Origin of the sequence: Brachyspira intermedia PWS/A (assembly GCF_000223215.1) — a bacterium.
GTDB classification, from domain to species: Bacteria; Spirochaetota; Brachyspiria; order Brachyspirales; family Brachyspiraceae; genus Brachyspira; species Brachyspira intermedia.
Map to the genome: position 1 here is coordinate 2,938,936 of NC_017243.1, position 20,867 is coordinate 2,959,802.

Genomic DNA, 20,867 nt, shown 5'->3' on the forward strand with positions numbered 1-20,867 from the left:
TCAAGGATGTAAAAAATATATTTTTATCTCAATTATCTTTTAGTATTGAAATAATACTTGTTTTAAATTATAGTAAAACTATATTTATCAGTTATATTCAGGAAATAAAATGAACTTCTTAAAAACGAATAGATTAACTATTATACTAATATTCATTATAATTTCTTATATATTTTATAATGAATTTATAAAAAATAATACCAATAAAGAAATTAACATTTATAATTTAAATTATATAGTAGAAGATAACTATATAATAGAATATAATTATAATACAGACTCTGATATTGAATATCAAGACATAAGAAGATACAGAAGTGATGTTGATCTTGACCTTGAAGAAGACAGAGTGTTTATTATGTTCACAGGTTCTCTGATCATAGGTTTTTTACTTAGTTTTATTTTATTATCAAAAAATAGATTACCTAAAAAAGAATTAATTGCTGCCAAAATAATACTCATTGTATTTGTTATAATCATTGGAATAATTATTTTTATCAATTATGAGAATATAAAAAACATATTGGAGTATTTATCTTTACCTATAGGCTTTATAATAGGCTTTGTATTGGGAAGATTATTATTTAAATAAAAATAATATATTTGTTTAAATTTTATTCTAATTCCCCGCCCTTTAAGAATTGTTAATCTATTTTGCTATTAAACTTTATTCAGATTTAAAAGTTTAGATTATATTTTTAGCACCCGCCCAAGCTTTATTTAAAATTAAAAATTTACCAACCGCACGGTGAACAAAATTTTTAATATAATTAGATTTAAATTTTAAATATATCTATGTTTAAAACTTAGTTCTGCGTGCGGTGAAATGGCAACAAATTTAAAAAAATCTTGGGTGGGTAGCTAAAATAACAGATAGTATTAAAAATAAAGATAATACAAAAATGACAGTGATAATAAAAAGCCTAAAGGGTGGGCAAATGTAATTAAGTTTTAAAACTTATTTTAAGGATTTATTTACCATGCGTTAATTATTATTTTATTAATACATTATGTAGGTACTAACAAATAACTTGAAATAAAAACCAATTTATGATAAATATGTATTAATTTGCTTAAGCGTTTTTTAAAGAGGTTTATATGAAGATTAGTATATTAGCGGTTGTATTAATTATTATTTCTTTTATATTTTATGATGAAATGACAAAACATAATTATAATGTATCTAATGTAAATGTAATAGAAAAAAATGAAGAAAGCAACATTTATAATGGAAACTATATAGCAAGTGATGATGATATTATTTTAGAAAATAGTTATGATTTCAATAATAGTGTAGAAACTAAAGAAATTCGCCGCAACTACCTCAGATGGAGAGATAGAGAGCATCCTAACGTAGATTTTGAAGAGGATTCAAAAGATTTATATGTGAGATTAATAATAATATTTATGGTAGGATGTGCTATTATAGGTGTTTTAATAGATATACTTTTTTTCAAAAACGCCTCTTATAAATTTAATATTATTGTACTTGCTGTAATTCTTGTAATAAGTTCAATTATTATTTATAAAATACATGAAAACTTGGCTATACTTAATATGCGGGGAAGTACAGAAAGCATATTAGAATTATTAGCCTTCTTTTTCGGTGGTATAATATCATTTATAACATTGTCAATTAGTAAATACCTTAGATCTAAAGATAATAAAAAAAATAATGAATAATTATAAAGATTTTATGCTTGTATGACTAATGCATAAACTTTTATAATATTCATTTTTCTGTGTGCATAAAAAATTATAAAAATATAGAAGTTGATAAAATTAATTAGCTATACAAAATTAAGAAATTATATTTTTGTCATTATATTTATTTTGATTTTCTTTTTCCAATCCTTTTAATTATATAAATAATTACAATTGTAGATAAAATAAAAATGAATCCTATAATTATATAATCTTTTAATGTAATATCACCGAATAAAACTGAAGGAAAAAGATTGTTATATCCTAATAATAAGTCAGCAATATTTCTTTGAGTAGATAAAGTTGATTTCAAATCATTAGTATAATTATTTGTAATGTTTTGATTGTTTATAGATACATCATTTATAGTTGGCGGAGCATTAAAAAATGCTGCATATAAAAGTATAAGAAAAAATATCAAAGCAACAATTAATGTCTTTTTTATATTGTCATCTTTTATATTAAATAATGCCGTTATAATACCAATTGCTATAAATATATATTCATAAGTATTTTCAATGTATTTTATTATAAAAAATCCTGATACTCCAAAAAATGCTATTACTAATATTATAATTATTCCCAAACCTATACCATTACTATCACCAATGAATTCATCAAAGCTAAAATCTCCTTTAATCAAAAGTAATATTAAAAACACTATTATAAATGAGCATAAAAATAATGCCGACATTCTAAATAAATCATTTTCTGGTATATTGATTTTGTATATTAAATTAAAAATAATATCTTTCATAAATATTTATAATATCTCCTTAATTCTTAAATATATTTGCGAGTAGTAATTCCTGCTGCTATACTCAAATATTCTTTGTAAGTTATAATATTTTAACATAAAGAAAGCAAATATAGTAATTGCAATCCATAAAAATGAAAAAAATTAATTATTGACTCCTTATTATTTAATCCTTCTTTTTTATTTTATGAATTACTAAATTACAAAACAAAGCCGATGCAAAGCTAAGAAAAAACATAATTGTAACTTTCAGTAATACATTCAAATTTGCTATAGTGAATACAGCTAGTAGTTATAAAATTTATAATTGAATTAATTAAATTATATTTTTTATTTTCATTAACTAAATAACATTTTTTAGAATATTTATCCATTGTTTCTGATTTATTATTTACTGAATCATACTTAGTTAATATCGTATGGGCATTAATAATAAAGAGTATCAACAATATCATTATTGCCATGGTAGGCATAATAAAAAGAATGGCTCTTATATAAATATTTTCTTCTTTATGTTTTATTATCATAATTGCATTATATTTTACTCTATATATTTATGAATATTTTTCTAAGAAAGTATCTAGTATTTTTCTAAAAAATATTGCACTAAATGCTAAATATTCTATTTTACTTTTAGCATTAATAACACATAAAACTGTTATAGTAATAACATTTGCAAATAAAAAAAGTGTGAATAGCAAACTTTTTTTATCCTCTTTCATTATTCTGTAGAATTTCTTAATTTCATTCTTTGTATTTGGTATAATACCTGTAAATATAGCCAATATAGCATATAGCAAAGAAACTCTCATAAATATAGTATTAAAAAAAGCTTTTGCCGTATAATATTTTATAAAGAAACTATTTTTTATATATGTTGTCAAGTTCTCTTTCTTTTCTTCTTTTGATATATTTTTTAAATAAGTTGTTTCTAAATAATTTTTTATATTTATTTCTACTTCTTTTGCAAATCCTATATTTGTATCTCTGTAAGAAAATAATATTATAAGAGCAGGAGGTATTATAATAGGTGAAAACAAAAATATTGCAAAAATTATTATAGATTTTGCAGATTCTTTTTTACTCATTTTTAAGCCTTTATAGATATAATGATTAGAAAAATATAAAGACAATACTTTTTTATTATAAAAAAGATTTTTATATAGGCAATAAAACTGTATTGTGTAAATTAATAAATGTCTAATTAAATAGACTTTTATTTTTCATAATCCTAAATATATTTTATTATATATGCTTTTTTTGTCAATACGGTATAGATGTTTATTGGAATTAGTTTATTGTAAGCGTAAAATTAAACTATTAAGCAAAAAATTTTTAACTTTGTCAATTTTTTTATTATTATTTTATCACTGTACATTAAACGAAACTGTCAATATAATTATTTTATTAGTATTTTTGCAACTTTGACGAAGTCCGCAGAGCGTATGTGGCAAAAAAAGTTGATAATAATTATATAATATGCAGTAGTCGGGAAAATGAAATCGTTTCGGTAATATATTTTTAGAATACTAATAAATTTATGATATTTTCCTAATGATAATACAGGCTATAAAACCGAAAATCACTCCGCTAAAAGCTAAATATTCTCTATTACTTTCCATATATATTGCTATTACTATTAAAACGAATGCTATTAATGCCAGAGTAATAAACACTACTAATATTGTTGTTATAGTCTCTCTAATATCTTCTTTTATTTTTATATCTTCATGATAATATTTTTGGGCTATAATTGCGGTAGTTGCAAGCGATAATACATAAGTCAGTGTATATACAATTAATACTCTCACACTAGGAATTTTCAAATCCACTTTTGAGCTGCTATATTTAGATGATAAAGTTCCTTTTAATAATATTGTTATTATTTCTTGAAGTACTTCTTCTTTGTCAAAATTTGATGCATTAGTTTGTTTATTATTATCTATTATTTCTTTTTTTTCTTGTATATTTTTATCAGCCTTAGCAAAAAATGATATTGCAGTAGGAGGTATAGTACAAGATAAGAAGATATATATTATTAAAGCTATTACATTAACTTTGCTGTCATTTTTTTATTTTTAATTTTCATTTTTATTTAACTACTCTTTAATTATCATATAAAGTTTTTCAATTCTAATGTATATAGTTTTTTTGTCAATACGGTATAGATGTTTATTGGAATTAGTTTATTGTAAGCGTAAAATAAAAGTATTAAAAAAAATTGCAGTAAATATAAAAAAGCAATAGAATTAATTTTATATATAAAAAACTATAATTGTTAAAATAAAAAATTTAGTATATACTGAAAATTTTAAAGTTTGTCATTTTTTAGTCAACTTTTTCCTGCCGCAAAAAGTGCAAATATAAAATTAGTATGAAATAATACTAATTTTGTTTTGTATGTAAGATAGATTATTAATTTAAGATAAAATATAGCCCTTTTGCTTCTTTGGGGCACCAAAAGAAGTGGGGTGCGGGGCAAAGCCCTGCATATATTTAAAATTTAAAAAAATTATTTTTGACAAAATATAGTTGTTTAGGTATATACTGAAAATTTTTAAGTTTGTCAATTTTTTTATTTAACTTTTTCCCGCCGCAAAAAGTTGCAAAAAGTGCAAGTATAAAATTAGTACTAAATAATACTAATTTTGTTTTACATGTAAGATAAAACATTAAATTCAATCTAAAATATAGCCTTTTTGCTTCTTTGTGGCAATACTTAACAGTACTTCCTTAGGTCGCAAAAGAAGTGGAGTGCGGGGCAAACCCCTGCATATATTTAAAATTTAAAAAAATTATTTTTGACAAAATATAGTTGTTTAGGTATATATTTTTAGAATGCTAATAAATTTATGTTATTTTTCTAATGATAATACAGGCTATAAAACCAAAAATCACTCCGCTGAAAGCTAAATATTCTCTATTACTTTCCATATTTATTACTGTTACTATTAAAACGAATGCCATTAATGCCAGAGTAGCTAACCCTACTAATATTGTTCCTATAGTCTCTCTAATATCTTCTTTTATTTTTATATCTTCATGATAATATTTTTGGGCTATAATTGCGGTAATTGCAAGCGATAATATATAAGTCAGTCCATATACAATTAATACTCTTATACCAAGAATTTTCAAATCCACTTTTGAGCCGCTATATTTAGATGATGAATTTCCTTTTAATAATAATGATGTTATTATTTTTTGAAGTACTTCTTCTTTGTCAAAATTTGATGCATTAGTTTGTTTATTATTATCTATTATTTCTTTATCATTATATATTATTTCTTTTTTTTCTTTTATATTTTTATCAGCCATAGCAAAAAATGATATTGCAGTAGACGGTATAATTAAAGATAAGAAGAGATATAGTATAAAAACTATTACATTATCTTTGCTATCATTTTTTTTCTTTTTAATTTTCATTTAGCTACTCTTTAATTAAAATTATTTTTTATCATATGAAGTTTTTCAATTTTAATGTATATAGTTTTTTTGTCAATACGGTATATATGTTTATTGAATTAACCACGGTGTGCAGATTTTTTTAATTTAATAAATATATAATAGCTTTAAAATAACATAGAAAAATAACTTTAATAAGAAATAAAACTTATTCATTGATTTTTTCTTAATTTCTAATACAGGCAATATATGTGTTGTATGTATCATTATTACATTTCTATATATAGAAATACTATCGTTATTACAACAAAATTTGTAAATGAGCAGCATTTTTATATTGATTTATATCTCACATAAATATATTTTTATAAAAAACAAAAAATGGAGATATTATGAAAGCTATACAAATAAAAAAATATTCAAAAGAAATAGATATCAATATTGCTGATATTCCAATACCTGAAATCTCTGATAACGATGTATTAATTAAGGTAAAGGCTGCGGCAGTAAATCCTCTTGAAATGTTAATATTAACAGGTGCAGTAAGACTTATACAAGATTATAAAATGCCTTTAACATTAGGTAATGAATGTTCTGGAATAGTTGAAAGTGTAGGCAAAAATGTAACCGGTTTTAAAACAGGAGATAAAGTTTATACTCGTTTGCCTATATCAAAAATAGGAGCTTTTGCTGAGTATGTAGCAGTGGACAGTAAGTTTATATCTCTTATGCCTAAAGATTATGATTTCGTTACATCTGCTGCAATACCTTTAACTGCCCTTACAGCATATCAAGCATTTACAGAAGAATTAGAAGCAAAATCAGGACAAACTATTTTAATAACTGGAGGTTCTGGAAGTTTTGGAGAGCTTGCCGTTCCAATTGCAAAATATTTAGGTTTAAATATTATAGTTTCTGGAAGTGAAAGATTAAAAGAACATTTTATCAATTTAGGTGCTGATAAATATATTAGTTATAATAAAGAAAATTACGCAGAATTAGTTTCTAATGTTGATCATGTTATAGATACGCTTGGAGCAAGTGAATTTGACAAAGAATTATCTGTATTAAAAAAAGGAGGTAAACTTTTAAGTTTGAGAACTAGCCCTAATAAAAAGTTTGCTGAAGATAATAAACTTCCTTTCTTCAAAAAATTATTATTTTCTCTCGCCGGTTCCAAATATGATAAAAAAGCGATGAAGGAGCAAAAAGAATATCGTTTTATGTTTGTACGTGCTGATGGAGAACAGCTTCGTAAAATTACAAAAATTGTGGAAGATAAAAATATAAAACCTAAAATATATTCTACTGTATTTAATATGGATAATGCATCAGAAGCTTTAAGAACAGTTCTAAAAAAACATACAGACGGAAAAATAATAATATCCATCTAATTAGTTTTTATTGCTTTACGCACGGTGTACAAATTTTCATAACATAATGAAAATTATAATTAAAAATAATCAAATATTTATAATTTCATTACTCGTGCGGTGAATATATTTTTTAACTTAAATAAATTCAGGGTGGGTGTTAAAATAACAGTGAAAAACTAAAAATAAATATGACACAAAAACATCTGTGAATTTAAAAAAACTAGAGGGTGGGCAAATGTAATTTAAGCTTTAAAACTTTATTTACATACCCCGCCCTTTATGCTTTATAATCTATTTTAGCATTTAAAATTTATTTAAACTTTTTGCTTGATTAGAAATTTCAGCACCCTCCCAAGATTTGATTAGATTAAAAAAATTATACAACGCACGTTTTGCTTAATTTAGTATATAATTTTAATTTGATTGATAATTAGTTTATATTTATGATTTTTCTTAGCGTGCGTAAAAAGAATAAAATAAAAATGCAATCACCCAAAATTGAAGCGATTGCATTTTTTGTTTACTTTTTTTCATATATTCTCTTAGTTTTATTATTTTATTATATAACAGTTTTTTGTCAATACCCTACACCCCTTTATTTGATTTTTTCATAATAAATAATTTGTTTTATTACATTTAATAAAATATTAAAAATTTCAATTTGTCAAAATCAGCATCAAAAAATAACTGTCTAAAAATTATAATTTTGTAAATATTCTAATACATCTGTATTTATTTTAAAACATTTTGTATCCATTGGTATTGTATTATTTTCTTTTTCATAAACTTCCACTTTATATCTATTTTCGGAAGATAATGGTTCACCATAAATTTTAATGGTTTTATCATCTATACACATCTCTAAATACGTCTCTTCATAAGAGCACTGCTTTTTATATTCAATTTTTTTAATACCACTTAAATTTTGTTTTAGCAAAAATAAATACAATAAATAAGAAAAGAATTCAACATGATGAGAAGACATTATGGCTTTCTCTATTAGATAAAATTTATCATACAATTTATAATTTTTATTATGTAAAATTCTTCTAAAATTATCCAATTTATAGTAATCATTTATTAATAACTCTCTCCAATCTTTTACTTCACTATTTTTTATTATCATCAATAAAGAATTCTTTATATCATTTGAAGATATATTATCTACATTACAATATTTATATATTTCATCGAAGACATACTTTAATATAGGAATAAAATTATCTTTTTTTAACATTCCTTTCCAATATCCCCTGCTCTTATTATAAAAATTATCTTTTCGTTCTAAAAAGAAGTAACATTCTTCTTTTTTTCCATATGTTAATAATGCCCTTTCAAACAATCTATCTTCAATATCTTTATTAATACATTCATTACCACTCTCAGAATGAAAAATATATTCAGCTATCTTTCTGTATTTATCAAATAATTTAGTATCATATTCTTTGCTATCATTAACAGACATATCAAGCAAAAATTTTATCTGATACTTACAAAATTCATTATTTTCCATTTCTATTATTCTATTTTTCCATAATTCTTCATTTTCAGTAATAAGAGATGCCTTAATTTTTTCTTCTTCTCTCTGATAAACATCAAAACATTTTATATCTATATTCTTTACAAAATCTAAAATATTTTCTGAATTTTTAATGAACTTATCAATAGCTTTTATATCTCTAATATAATTATCTTTACTATTATCTGTATTTTCTGTATAATTTACTATAACTCGAATTAACTCATTAAAGTTATATACAGTATTATCATCATCTAAAATTTTATCGCTATACTTTATTATATATCTATATAAAGCAGCAAAATTAATTCTATCCATAAATGTAACATCATTATCTAATATCTTATTAATATTTTTAGAAATATCATATCGTTCATGTTTATTATACTTATCAAAACACTCTTTCATCTTTATTAAGCAATCTAAAAATATAGTTACTCCTTTTATACTTTCTTCGTTTATAACTTTTGAACAATAATAATCTTCAAAATATAGAACCTGTTTTTCTTTATTATTAAAATAGTTTTCTTCATTATCTTTATTATTTTCATTTGAATATATTCTCTCATAATATTCATTATAAAAAATGTTATGAAAGAAATTCATTACTTTTTCATCAAATAGCTTCTCATCAAATTGATTTTTATCATCTTTACAATATGATAGAAAAAAATCAGACCAATCTGTATCTATTTTCCTTGAAAAATACTCACGTAAATTAAAACATTTATCAGCTATTTTATACTGTAATTGTGCCCCTATCTTTTCTTTATTTAAATACTGTTCCAATTTTGCTTTAAAATTTTCAAAAGCAGTTAATGGTATTCCTGTAGAATTCATTTTTATATAAATATCATCAGATAAACTCATACTCTTATCTTCTAAATCTAAAAATTGAAAAGATATAAGTTTATCTTTATTTTCAATTAAATTATCAAAAAATACCTTCAATATCATTAAAATCTTTAAATTGATTATTGATAACATTCATTGTATTAAGCATAGCATTTATAGTAGGATCATAATACCATAAATACATAAACCAATTTTTATTTTTTACAATATCAGAAATATCTTTATCATTATTAAAATCATTAAATAAATCTTTATTTACTATAGTATTGCAAAAATCCAAAGAACTTGCTCTAACTTCATACTGTAGTTTAGACTTTAATATATCATTTTCTTTTAATGTAAATTTTTCTCTAAACTTTTCCATTTTATTACTTTTTTGTGCCAAATACCAATATAGTAAAAATAATGTAGTTATTCTCTGCTGTCCGTCTAATATAATATATTTATTATCTTTTTTTACTCCGTATATAAAATCAAGCTCGCATTGTGTTTTATTTAATAATGCTTCTTTTAAATAACTAATAAAATTATTTATTACATTTTTTTCTTTATCTCCGCACATTCTTCCTTGAACATAATCTCTCTGCATTGCTGGTATTAAAATAATGGATTTATTTTCAATAATATCAATTAAACTTTTTAATTCAGTCATATTATATTTCCTCAAAATATTCTTTTATAGTTTCCTCTATTTCCTCTTGATATGCCTCTGCATCTTCATCACTCCAATGAAAAAGATTTGTTAAAGCAGAACTATAAACTTTAGTAAAAACATTTTTTGTAGCTATTGGTATAAAATAGCCTTTAGAATCTTTTTCCAAAATAGTTTTTCTTTTGAAAGGAAACCAAGCATTTTTATATGCTCTATTAGTTTCTGAATCTAATAAAGCTAAATTACCAATAGAATTTATATTACCAAAATTATCATCAAAATTAAAATAATCTTTTACCAAGTTAAATAATTTATTAAAATCATCATTATTTTTTGACTGTTCATATTTTTTTATATATTCATCTATTTGCTTACATATTTCTTTATAATCATCATTTTCTTTATCATCTTCTTTACTTATATCAATATTAAAAAAATCTTTAATCATCTTACACCATTCATCTTTACATGTAATATCTTCTTCTGTAACTTGAGAATGTATATGTTCTATATCCCAACTATGTTTTTTGAACTCATCAAATGGAAATTTTATTACTGACTTATTCTTAATAATGATTATTATATTAAATAAAAGCAATATTTTTTTATAATATCTTTATCTTTATATTCTATCTTATTTAAAGTTAGTTTATTATTAGTAGTATTATTATCATATATTTTATTTTTTATATTTTTATGTATAATATTTTTTATTGATTTTCTAAAATCATCTTTAGTTTCAGCACTATTATATTCATCTATAATATCTTTTATTGACTTTATATTAAAACACATAATAAAACCTATTAAATGAAATAGTTCTAAATCATTATAAAAATAATTAAAAATATACATTATATTTTTTACTTCCTGCCATTTAATATCAATGATAGATTTAATATTATTTTTATTTTTATTTTTATTTTCACTATTTTCACTATTTTTAAAAAAATCATTATAATATTCATTGAATGTATATCTTATTTCTTTTTTATTATCTAAATTATCTTTTATTATATCAAATATATATTCAATTCTATTTATATAATTTTTTTATTATCATTTATAAAATACCAAAAAGAATCATTTTGCAAAGTATTTTCTATACTGTCCCATTCATTTGATATTTGTATTTGTTTTGCTTTAAGAAGTTCATGCTCACTTTCATCAGGCCAAGTCTTTAGAAATAAAGCTTTTATTAATTCAGCATTAGTAAGCTCTATCTTTCCTATATTTAATCTTGAAAATATTTCATACTCTTTATCAGAATTTTTAGTATCATCATCTATTTCATACTCTTTATCAGAATTTTTAGTATCATCATCTATTTTATACCAAATGAACCCAACTTTTTTATTATTTTCATCTCTTTCTGCTTCAAGCAATTTTTTTATATTCTCTTTATCTTCTTCTTTTTTATTTTCAAAATATTCTTTTATAGTAATATATGCCTTTACCATATAATGGAAATCTATATTATCTATATTTTCAGAATTTGCATCTTTATCTATATTTTCCAAAAAATCCTTACTTTTTTCTCTGCTTTCATATGACAATTCATAAGATATAGAACTTTTTAAATATTTAAGTATCATATAAATAGTAGTAAGTCTTTGCTGCCCATCTATAACTTTATAATAACCATTCTCTTCTTTTACTACTAAAGGCTGCAAACAGTAAAAAGTATTACTAGATTGACAATGCTCATATAAATCTTTCAAAAGCTGTTCAACTTGTGCTTTTCTCCATTTATAGCCTCTTTGATAGCTTGGTATTTTAAATTTATATCCAGAAATATCATTTATATAATTAATTGTTAAATCGCTCATAGCATACCCCAAAAACACAAACAAAAATATATATTATTTTTTATAATATAAAGCATATAATAATGTATTTTAATAATAATATCAATACAAATATTTTCTTAATTTATCAAAAATTTAAGGCTTAAAATGATAAAAAAATTTGTTTAACTATATGTATATAAAAATTAATATAACGGAGTTTTATATGCATACAAAAATATATTCAGAAGCTCTTTATGGAATAGAAGGAATACCCATTGTAATAGAAGTTAATATATCAGAAGGTTTGCCTAAATTCGATGTTGTGGGCTTACCAGATCAGGCAGTAAATGAAGCAAAAGAGAGAGTAATTGCCGCCATAAATAATAGCGACAGATTTTTCCCTCCAAAAAGAATAACTATAAATTTAGCACCAGCTGATTTGAAAAAAACAGGAAGTATGTATGATTTGCCTTTCGCTTTGGGTATACTTTCATCAAGTGCACAAATATTCTTTTCTGACTTTATGGATAAAACTATTATACTTGGAGAATTAGCATTAGATGGAAGTGTAAGAGAGGTTAAAGGAATATTCTCAATGCTTTTAAATGCTAAAGAATTAGGAATAACCAATGCTATAATACCATTTAATAATATGGAAGAAGCTAATATCATTGACGGACTTAATCTATACCCAGTAAAAACTTTAAAAGATGCCATAGATGCTATTGAAGGCAAAAAAGCCCCTATTGTATCAGAAGGTAAATTCAATTTTAGTAATGAAGAAAATGAAAATATAGACTTTTCAGATGTTAAAGGTCAGGAATATGCTAAAAGAGCAGCTATGATAGCAGCAGCAGGCGGACATAACTTTATAATGATAGGATCTCCCGGATGCGGAAAAACTTTGATAGCAAAAAGAATACCTACAATACTTCCTCCATTAACATTTGAAGAAGCTTTGGAAGTTACTAAAATTTACTCTTCTTATGGACTATTATCAAAAAACATGCCTATAGTAAAAAAACGTCCTTTTAGAATACCTCATCATACTTCTTCTTATGTAAGTTTAGTAGGAGGCGGAAGAAATATAAAGGCTGGAGAAATCACATTAGCACATAATGGAGTTTTATTTCTTGATGAGTTTGTAGAGTTTCAAAGCTCAGCACTTCAAACTTTAAGAGAACCAATGGAAGAAAAAACTATAACTATAAGCAGAGCAAATGGAAGTATTTCTTTTCCTGCTAATTTCACTTTGATTGCCGCTATGAATCCTTGCCCCTGCGGTTATTATGGAGATGAAAAACATACTTGCAGATGCTCTGATATAGCTAGAAAAAAATACATTGCTAAACTTTCAGGCCCAATACTTGACAGGATAGATATATCAATAGAAGTACGTGCCGTTGAATATGCAAAAATGACTTCAAAAGCTGATGGGGAGAGTTCTGCCTCTATGCGTAAAACAGTTATTGAAGCTAGAAAAAAACAAGAAAAAAGATTCAAAGATAATGGACTTAAAATATTTTCAAACTCATCTATGGGGATAAAAGATACAGAAAAGTTTTGCATATTAGATGATAAAGCTAAAAATCTACTTAATATGGCTATGGAAAGATTTTCAATGAGTGCAAGAAGCTATAATAAAATATTGAAAGTATCAAGAACTATAGCCGACTTAGATGACAAAGATATTATAGGAGTAGATCATATTACAGAGGCTTTGCAGTACAGATTTAATTTAAATTAATTTTAATAACTAAATTTAAAATAATACAAATAAAAATATATTAATCTTTTAAATTAAGGATAAGATTATAGATTTTAATATTAAAAATAATTTATACTTGCACCTTTTTGAAGTGTATACAAGTTTATAAAGATATAATATTATTTGACTCTATTGCAGAAAAATAAAAAAATAAAAAGAGTTTAACTTAATTAAAAGCTAAACTCTTTTTTATTAAAAATTATAAAATTAAAATCAAGCTTTGTTCAAATAATGAGTTACGCTCATAGCAGCAACTGCACCTTCTCCAACAGCATTTGCAACCTGACGAACTGGTTTTAATATAGAATCTCCGCATGCAAATACACCAGGAATATTAGTTTCCATTGTAGACATATCTGTAACTATGTGTCCAGTATCTTTTAATTCTAATCCAGTATCTTTTAAGAAATGTGTTGAAGGCTCCTGACCTACGAATACAAATACACCGTCTACTGCCTGATCATGCATAGAACCATCTACAACATTTTTTATTTTTATGCTGTTAACTTTGCCATCTCCGCAAATCTCATCTATTACAGAATCAAGTACATATTCTACTTTTCCAGTATCTGTTAAATGTTTTACGTTTATAGGCTCAGCTCTAAACTCTTTTCTTCTATGAACTAAATATATTTTATTAACGAATCTTGTAAGGAAATAAGCCTCATCAAAAGCACTGTTTCCGCCTCCAACTACAGCAACAGTTTTGTTTCTGTAAAAAGCTCCGTCACAAGTAGCACAGTATGAAACGCCTTTTCCAGCAAATGTGTCTTCTCCCTTAGTACCTAATTTTTTAGATGATCCGCCCATAGCAAGTATTATTGTTTTTGTTTCATAAGTATTGCCGTCAGCAGTGATAACTTTTTTTACTTCATCTTTTATATTTTCTACTTTTATAACTTCATCATAAACTATTTCATTTTTAGAGAATTTTTCAGCATGCTGCTGCATTCTAGCTACTAATTCAAAAGCACTCATCTCTTCTGGAAAACCTAAATAGTTCTCAACAGCATCAGTACTCATCATCTGACCACCAATACCTTTCTTTTCTATCAAAATAGAATTTGTTAAAGCTCTTCCTAAATAAAGCATAGCAGAAAGTCCAGCAGGACCGCCGCCTATTATAACACTATCATATACAGACATATATAAACACTCCTTTTTTATTATTAGTAACCATTATTATATAATATATATTTTAATAGTCAAGTTAGATACATCAAACATTTAAATATTTTAATCATTTAAAATGTTTTTTTACATATGCTATTATCTCGCTAGCATTTGCAATTTCCCTAGAAGAATTTCCTACTCTTATATAGAATTTTTCTTCTTTAGCACCTTGTTTATTTGTAATCTTAGTATATACTGGCTCTCTTCCCTTCCTTATATAAACAATACATATATCTTTACCTTCATGAGTTACAAAATCAATCCTTATACCCTCAGCAGAAAAAGCATTACCATAATAAGTTTCTATAAGCGTTCTCAAATGAAGCTCAAAGAAATCTCTATTAGGCTGTCTCAATGTAGAATAATCATGCTCAAGCCCTATTATTTCACCATCATTAGTAATACCTATAAATAATCTTCCACCTTCAGTATTGCTGAATGCTGCAATGGACTTCATAATAACTTCTTCTAAAGCCTTATTTATTTTTTCTGTATTACTATCATATCTTAATGTGGATTTAAACTCTACATTAGTATTTTCACCGTTTTCTATAATCTTAGTTATATTCATATGATTTCTTTTTAATTCTTCAATCATTCTAATATAATGTATAGCAAGCATTACTATTATCACTATAGTAACAATTATAAATACAACTAAGAATAATATTATAGGTATTTGTATTTTATTGATTAAATCCTTTTCAGGAATGATTATACCTATTTGTATATTATTATTAGCTACTGCAAAAGTACCTTTATATCCCCAATAATTATTATCTTTATATGAAACTTTTATCATATCTTCATTAGTTCCATCAAATTCTTCTGTCATAATATCAGCTATAACATTATAATCTAAATTATCTTTTACAGCATTTGTGTCAGAATATGATATAGGGAAAGTAATTTTACTGTTTCCTGTGATAAGGTATGCATGCATATTATCAATATCTCTAAGCTCTACATCATTAAAATTCACATTAAATTGAGAAATATATTCAAAAGCAACATTTTCATTAGCTATATATATTAAATGTATATAAGGTTTTCCATCTTTTATATAAAAAGAATCAATACTAAGCTGTTCAAATGGTACAGATGAATATAGATTACTGCTACTGTTCGTTACAATATGCCCGACGACTTTATACCCATTGCCTTCTTTAGTAATAGACATATAGTTATTACCAACCTGCATAGCTGCCTTTTCTATAAAGGTATGCTTTGGAAAGAAATTAGTTATTAAAATTTTATAAGCTTCCGGAGCCTGATTAACTATATCGAATATAGGAGTCATCTGCATAGAAAAATAGTAGGTAGGATAAAATATTTTAGAATATTCCTCTACTATTGAAGTTTTAACATCTTGAAAAAGAGATTTAAAAATAAATTTTATAGGTATAGGGTTTCTAATTTGCATATAAACCAAAACGATTATAAATAAGAACAAAATAGCAATAACAACGTCTCTCAATATTCTATTTCTTAGTTCAGATTTAGAAAAAAATCTGCCAGATATAATCTTCATACCATATCCATTAATACCTATTATTGTATATAATAATATAACATATATACAAATATTATCAACCTATTTTATTTACATAAATAATAGCAGATAATATATGTATAATATGTAGAACACCATATATTTTAAAACTATAAATTTAAATAATTCAAAAATTCCAATTTTCTTTCACTCTGCTCATTATCTCCGCCCTCATGTCCATTAAAAGTATAAACATTAATAGACTTTTCGCCGGCATAATTATTATAAGCAGCAAAAACTGTAGAAGGAGGACATAAAATATCCATAAGCCCCACAGAAAATAAAGCCTTAACTTTAGACCTTTTAGCAAAGAAAGCTCCATCAAAATATGATAAAGTTTCAAATGCTCTATTTTCATACATTCTATTAGTTTTACAAAATCTAGCTATTTCATTATAAGGCAAAGTATCTGTAATAGTGCATGCTCTTTTATAATCACATAAGAAAGGCACATCTATCATAGCAGCCTCAATTTTTTCATTTTTAAGTGCTGAAAGTCCTAGAAGTGCAAGTGCTATGCCTCCGCCTTGACTAGTACCATTTATAGCAATTTTTCCTGTAAGCGGATGCTCCTTTGCAGCTTCAATCGATTTAAATGCATCTACAAAAACTCTTTTATAGAAATAATCTTTTTTATCCAAAATTCCCATAGTAAGAAAACCATCAGCATGAGGAGTTGAACCGACAGGATCAGGGGTTGTTGCTCCGTTTCCGCCTTCTGCCCCTTGTCCCCTTACCTCCATAACGAATATGCTGTATCCTGCTGAAGGAAAAAGTAAATGGCTATTAGGATAATCTCTTCCGCCGCCATATCCCGGATAATGCATTATACAAGTTAATTTTTCATTATTTTCCCTTGCATATTTAGGTGCTATATACCAGCCGTTTATAACATGCTTTGAATATCCTTTAAATGATACATTCCATACATCAAATAATTTTAAATATGTATCTATTAAAGTATATTCAGACTCTGTTTTATGATTATTTTCATTTAAAGTATTAAGCCAAAATTCATCAAAATCCTTAGGCTCTTCGCCGCTTCCTTTATATTTATAAAGTTCTTCTAAACTTAAATCAAAAAAAGCCATATAAAACCTCTATAATAAAAAATCAAATTAAACATAATTCATTTATTATGCTCTATAGTATATATATATTTTTTGCAATTTAAAGTATATATATTAAAAATTATCATTAGTTACTATAAATAATTCACCTTGAGGCGTTACAATATAAGCCTCTTTATATTTAAATGCCTCATTTGTAAAGAAATTAGTACCCATCAAAAATGCTGTTGTTGATAAAGCATCAGCCTCTTCGGCATTAGTATGAACTATAGTAGCAGATATACTATTATAAGTAGGATATCCTATTTCAGCATCTATTATATGATGATAATTAGTGCCGTCCTGAGTAAAATATCTTTCATAATCACCGCTTGTTACTATAGTATAATTTGTAGATTCTAAAAGTCCCAAATATCCGTCAGCATCATTTCTTGGATTTCTTATAGCTATTATCCAAGGTTTACCCTTACTATTAACCCCATTAGCATAAGTGTCTCCGCCATAATCTATTAAATAATTTTTTATGCCATACTCTGCAAATACATTCTTTAATTTCTCTATTATATAACCTTTACCATAAGAACCAAAATCAAATGTTAATGGCTTTGATAATTTCAGTATCTTTTTATTATCCTCATTAGTAATTATACTTGCAGCAGAATAATCTATATTAGCCAAAGCATTATCTATATCCTGTTTTAAAGGTACAGTTTGATTTTCTTTTACACCGAATCCCCATAACTCTATCAAAGGTCTTACACTTATATCAAAAGAAGGATTTAATTTTGAATATTTTAATCCTGTAGTAAATATATGTGCCATTTCATCTGAAATTTCTATTTCAGTTTTTCCGGATAAACTTTCGCTATTTATTCTTCCTATTTCGCTTGAAGTATTATACGGGTTTACTATATTATCCATTCTGTTTATTTCGTTTGTAATGCTGCTTATAAGCTTATCCATATTTTTATCAGAAGTTTCTGCAGTTATATTAAGTATAGTATCGCTTATTACTACTGTAGCTGTTACATATTTATCTCTTGCCCTATAAAATGAAATAGCTATTATTAATGCCACAGCTATTATTGGTATAGAAAAATAAATCTTCTTTTTCATGATCTAATCTCTCATCATTCAAGTTAAATGTATTTAATTATAAACCATTCATAAAAAATAATCGTAAAAGTAAACAATATTTACTATAATGAGATTTAATTTTATATAAACAACCCTAAAGTAGAATATGTTTTACAATACTCTTAATTTAATAATATTTTGTAAAAAAACTGTAAAATAATAGTAAATTCTATTGACATAAAGTGTTTTTCTGCTATACTTATAATTGTAAAGATAATTTACAGGAGATTATTAAAAAATACAATTAAATTAAGGAGATTCATTATGACAAAAAAATTATTAGCTTTATTAATATCATTGACTATTCTTTCTACATCAAGCCTTTTTGCTGATTGGGTAGTACCAGCTTCATCATTGCCTCAAAAAGCAAGAACTTTTATAAGAAGAGTTTATCCTAATGCTAAGATATGGAAAGTTGAAAGAGATGACGGCAAATTTGAAGTTAAATTGTCTAATGGAGCTTCTATAGATTTTATGCCTAATGGTAATTGGCTTAATATAGATGGAGAATATAACGGAGTACCTATGAGCGTTTTACCTCAGGCTGTAGCTAATACTGTTAGAAGAACTTATCCTCAGGCTAGAATGATAGATGTTGAAAAAGAATGGGGCAATTACAAAATAAAACTCAACAATATGATGGAAATATATGTAGCTGCTAATGGTCAGTTAATGGGGCAGCAATGGGACGATTAATGATAAATTAAGGTTTATGAAAATATTTTACGGCTAAATGGTTTATGAAAAACTATTAAGAGATGCTTTTTAATAAGCATCTCTTTTTTTATATATACTTAAATATTATCAAAACACTTTCACCATAAGTTTTTATATCATATTCCATAATACCGGATATTATATTTTTTAATTCTTCATTTTCTAAAAATTTCTTATAATAATCTGCCCCAAACTCTGCTGCTAAAACCCCATTATCATTTAATATATTTCTTTTTATTATATTATTTATAACATCAAAATATATCTTTGAATGGTATGGCGGATCTAAATATATAACATCGAATTTATCATTAGTCTTTTTTACATAATCTTCAGCCGATACTCTTTTTATTTTATATATATTTTCATTATCACTGAATATAGCTTTAGCATTGGAAAATATAGTTTTTACAGCCTCTCTGTCTATTTCTATAAAAGCAGCAAATTTAGCATTTCTGCTTAAAGCCTCAAACCCCATAGCACCACTTCCGGAACATAAATCCAAAAAAGTTTTATTTTCTATATCTATTATATTAAAAAAAGCCTCTTTAACCTTACCTTGTGTAGGTCTGAAATCTCTTTTAGGGGTTATTATTTTTCTTCCCTTTTTATTTCCGGATATTATATGCATAAATTAATTACTCTTTTACAATATTTCTAATAAAACATTTATTTATAAAGAACCCTGATTTGAGCAAATGCTGAACTTACATTTAAATAAAGTATTTTATCAGAGTTGCCAATAACAAAATTAGTTTCCCCAAAACTCACACTATCGCCTGTAGGAAGTGAAACAGATCCGAAAGCACTTGAAGCTTTTATATGAACCTGTACCTTATCGCTTATAAAAACCACTGTATCTGAAAAAATTGTATTAATATCTATAGCTCTGTTTCTGTCTATTTCCAATTCTGATAAATCTATACTATCAGTTTTGAAATAAACATTATATTTAGTTTTTTTATTTTTTGGTATGCTATCTCTTACATAATGCATGCCAAATAGTATATAAACACCCAAAAATATTATTATCATACCTATAACCATTCTAAATATTGGTGTATATAATATAAAAGGCATATTGATATTAAAGCAGTATCTTATAAGTACATATATTCCTGTACCTATGACAAATAGTCCCAAAAGTATTTTAGATGCATAAAAACCTCTACCTACAACTATAGCACAGCCCCAAACCATTATCAAAATAGCAACTATTATGGTAAATACTGGAGTATATGCAAGTGCTGGAATATAAATATGAAAGACATATTGCAGTAGAATATAAGCACCTATCAATATGACAATGCTTCCTATCAAAAATCTAGAAAAGATAAATTTCATAAATTAAAACCCAAAATAATTTTATTTATTATTTATATAGTAACTAAT

19 protein-coding genes and 1 pseudogene are annotated in these 20,867 nt (G+C 24.9%); 5 read left to right on the top strand and 15 right to left on the bottom strand.

Features of this window, described 5'->3' with window-relative positions; all coding sequences use genetic code 11:
• The first annotated feature begins 109 nt into the window (after nucleotides 1–109).
• Complete coding sequence (locus BINT_RS12800) at nucleotides 110–592, top strand: hypothetical protein (protein WP_014488994.1); 483 nt, start codon at nucleotides 110–112, stop codon at nucleotides 590–592.
• Between the two features lie 506 nt (nucleotides 593–1,098).
• Nucleotides 1,099–1,683 carry a hypothetical protein gene (locus BINT_RS12805; RefSeq protein ID WP_014488995.1) on the top strand — a complete coding sequence of 195 codons (585 nt, stop codon included), beginning with the start codon at nucleotides 1,099–1,101 and terminating at the stop codon, nucleotides 1,681–1,683.
• Between the two features lie 145 nt (nucleotides 1,684–1,828).
• Here BINT_RS12805 and BINT_RS12810 read toward each other — a convergent pair whose 3' ends face one another.
• The 4 genes and pseudogenes from BINT_RS12810 to BINT_RS12835 form a co-directional block, all read right to left on the bottom strand.
• The gene (locus BINT_RS12810) at nucleotides 1,829–2,461 is read right to left on the bottom strand and encodes a hypothetical protein (protein ID WP_014488996.1); all 633 of its coding nucleotides are present in this window, start codon (nucleotides 2,459–2,461) and stop codon (nucleotides 1,829–1,831) included.
• A 554-nt stretch (nucleotides 2,462–3,015) separates the two neighbouring features.
• Complete coding sequence (locus tag BINT_RS12820) at nucleotides 3,016–3,549, bottom strand: hypothetical protein (RefSeq protein WP_014488997.1); 534 nt, start codon at nucleotides 3,547–3,549, stop codon at nucleotides 3,016–3,018.
• Nucleotides 3,550–3,999: 450 nt separating this feature from the next.
• Nucleotides 4,000–4,550: pseudogene (locus BINT_RS15385) on the bottom strand (hypothetical protein).
• A gap of 761 nt (nucleotides 4,551–5,311) precedes the next feature.
• Nucleotides 5,312–5,887, bottom strand: coding sequence for a hypothetical protein (locus BINT_RS12835; RefSeq protein ID WP_014489000.1), 576 nt, complete (start codon nucleotides 5,885–5,887; stop codon nucleotides 5,312–5,314).
• 371 nt (nucleotides 5,888–6,258) lie between these two features.
• Here BINT_RS12835 and BINT_RS12840 point away from each other — a divergent pair, with 371 nt between their 5' ends.
• Entirely contained in the window at nucleotides 6,259–7,260 is a 1,002-nt protein-coding gene (locus BINT_RS12840; protein WP_014489001.1) for an NADP-dependent oxidoreductase, read from the top strand.
• Nucleotides 7,261–7,933: 673 nt separating this feature from the next.
• Here BINT_RS12840 and BINT_RS12845 read toward each other — a convergent pair.
• The 5 genes from BINT_RS12845 to BINT_RS12860 all read right to left on the bottom strand — a co-directional run bounded on the left by BINT_RS12845 (nucleotide 7,934) and on the right by BINT_RS12860 (nucleotide 12,097).
• Nucleotides 7,934–9,718 carry a hypothetical protein gene (locus BINT_RS12845; RefSeq protein ID WP_041177483.1) on the bottom strand — a complete coding sequence of 595 codons (1,785 nt, stop codon included), beginning with the start codon at nucleotides 9,716–9,718 and terminating at the stop codon, nucleotides 7,934–7,936.
• A complete protein-coding gene (locus BINT_RS12850) occupies nucleotides 9,696–10,268 on the bottom strand; it encodes a DUF262 domain-containing protein (protein ID WP_041177484.1) in 573 nt (190 codons plus the stop codon). The genes BINT_RS12845 and BINT_RS12850 overlap by 23 nt, the downstream gene beginning before the upstream one ends.
• 1 nt (nucleotide 10,269) lies before the next feature.
• Nucleotides 10,270–10,866 (bottom strand): hypothetical protein, encoded by a 597-nt coding sequence (locus BINT_RS12855; RefSeq protein ID WP_041177485.1) that lies wholly within the window; start codon nucleotides 10,864–10,866, stop codon nucleotides 10,270–10,272.
• Nucleotides 10,848–11,063: a hypothetical protein gene (locus tag BINT_RS14460; protein WP_148258796.1), complete on the bottom strand. Its 216-nt coding sequence runs from the start codon at nucleotides 11,061–11,063 to the stop codon at nucleotides 10,848–10,850. Before BINT_RS14460 ends, BINT_RS12855 begins: the two co-directional genes overlap by 19 nt.
• 245 nt (nucleotides 11,064–11,308) lie before the next feature.
• On the bottom strand, nucleotides 11,309–12,097 hold the full coding sequence (locus BINT_RS12860; RefSeq protein ID WP_049783512.1) for a DUF262 domain-containing protein: 789 nt from the start codon (nucleotides 12,095–12,097) through the stop codon (nucleotides 11,309–11,311).
• A gap of 184 nt (nucleotides 12,098–12,281) precedes the next feature.
• Between BINT_RS12860 and BINT_RS12865 the strand changes: the two genes are divergently transcribed.
• Nucleotides 12,282–13,805 carry a YifB family Mg chelatase-like AAA ATPase gene (locus BINT_RS12865; protein ID WP_014489002.1) on the top strand — a complete coding sequence of 508 codons (1,524 nt, stop codon included), beginning with the start codon at nucleotides 12,282–12,284 and terminating at the stop codon, nucleotides 13,803–13,805.
• Nucleotides 13,806–14,039: 234 nt separating this feature from the next.
• On the opposite strand, the gene trxB is transcribed toward BINT_RS12865, so the two are convergent.
• From trxB to BINT_RS12885, 4 genes are all read right to left on the bottom strand, one after another.
• The gene (trxB, locus tag BINT_RS12870) at nucleotides 14,040–14,972 is read right to left on the bottom strand and encodes a thioredoxin-disulfide reductase (RefSeq protein WP_014489003.1); all 933 of its coding nucleotides are present in this window, start codon (nucleotides 14,970–14,972) and stop codon (nucleotides 14,040–14,042) included.
• A 94-nt stretch (nucleotides 14,973–15,066) separates the two neighbouring features.
• Nucleotides 15,067–16,530, bottom strand: coding sequence for an AlbA family DNA-binding domain-containing protein (locus tag BINT_RS12875; RefSeq protein WP_041177486.1), 1,464 nt, complete (start codon nucleotides 16,528–16,530; stop codon nucleotides 15,067–15,069).
• A gap of 131 nt (nucleotides 16,531–16,661) precedes the next feature.
• Entirely contained in the window at nucleotides 16,662–17,642 is a 981-nt protein-coding gene (locus tag BINT_RS12880; protein WP_014489005.1) for an acetylxylan esterase, read from the bottom strand.
• 93 nt (nucleotides 17,643–17,735) lie between these two features.
• The gene (locus BINT_RS12885; RefSeq protein ID WP_014489006.1) at nucleotides 17,736–18,737 is read right to left on the bottom strand and encodes an FAD:protein FMN transferase; all 1,002 of its coding nucleotides are present in this window, start codon (nucleotides 18,735–18,737) and stop codon (nucleotides 17,736–17,738) included.
• A gap of 285 nt (nucleotides 18,738–19,022) precedes the next feature.
• Here BINT_RS12885 and BINT_RS12890 point away from each other — a divergent pair, with 285 nt between their 5' ends.
• Nucleotides 19,023–19,454: a PepSY-like domain-containing protein gene (locus BINT_RS12890; protein ID WP_014489007.1), complete on the top strand. Its 432-nt coding sequence runs from the start codon at nucleotides 19,023–19,025 to the stop codon at nucleotides 19,452–19,454.
• 88 nt (nucleotides 19,455–19,542) lie between these two features.
• Here the strand turns inward: BINT_RS12890 and rsmD are convergent, their stop codons facing one another.
• Nucleotides 19,543–20,106, bottom strand: coding sequence for a 16S rRNA (guanine(966)-N(2))-methyltransferase RsmD (gene rsmD / locus BINT_RS12895; RefSeq protein ID WP_014489008.1), 564 nt, complete (start codon nucleotides 20,104–20,106; stop codon nucleotides 19,543–19,545).
• 38 nt (nucleotides 20,107–20,144) lie between these two features.
• Complete coding sequence (locus BINT_RS12900; protein ID WP_041177487.1) at nucleotides 20,145–20,819, bottom strand: hypothetical protein; 675 nt, start codon at nucleotides 20,817–20,819, stop codon at nucleotides 20,145–20,147.
• Between the last annotated feature and the right edge of the window lie 48 nt (nucleotides 20,820–20,867).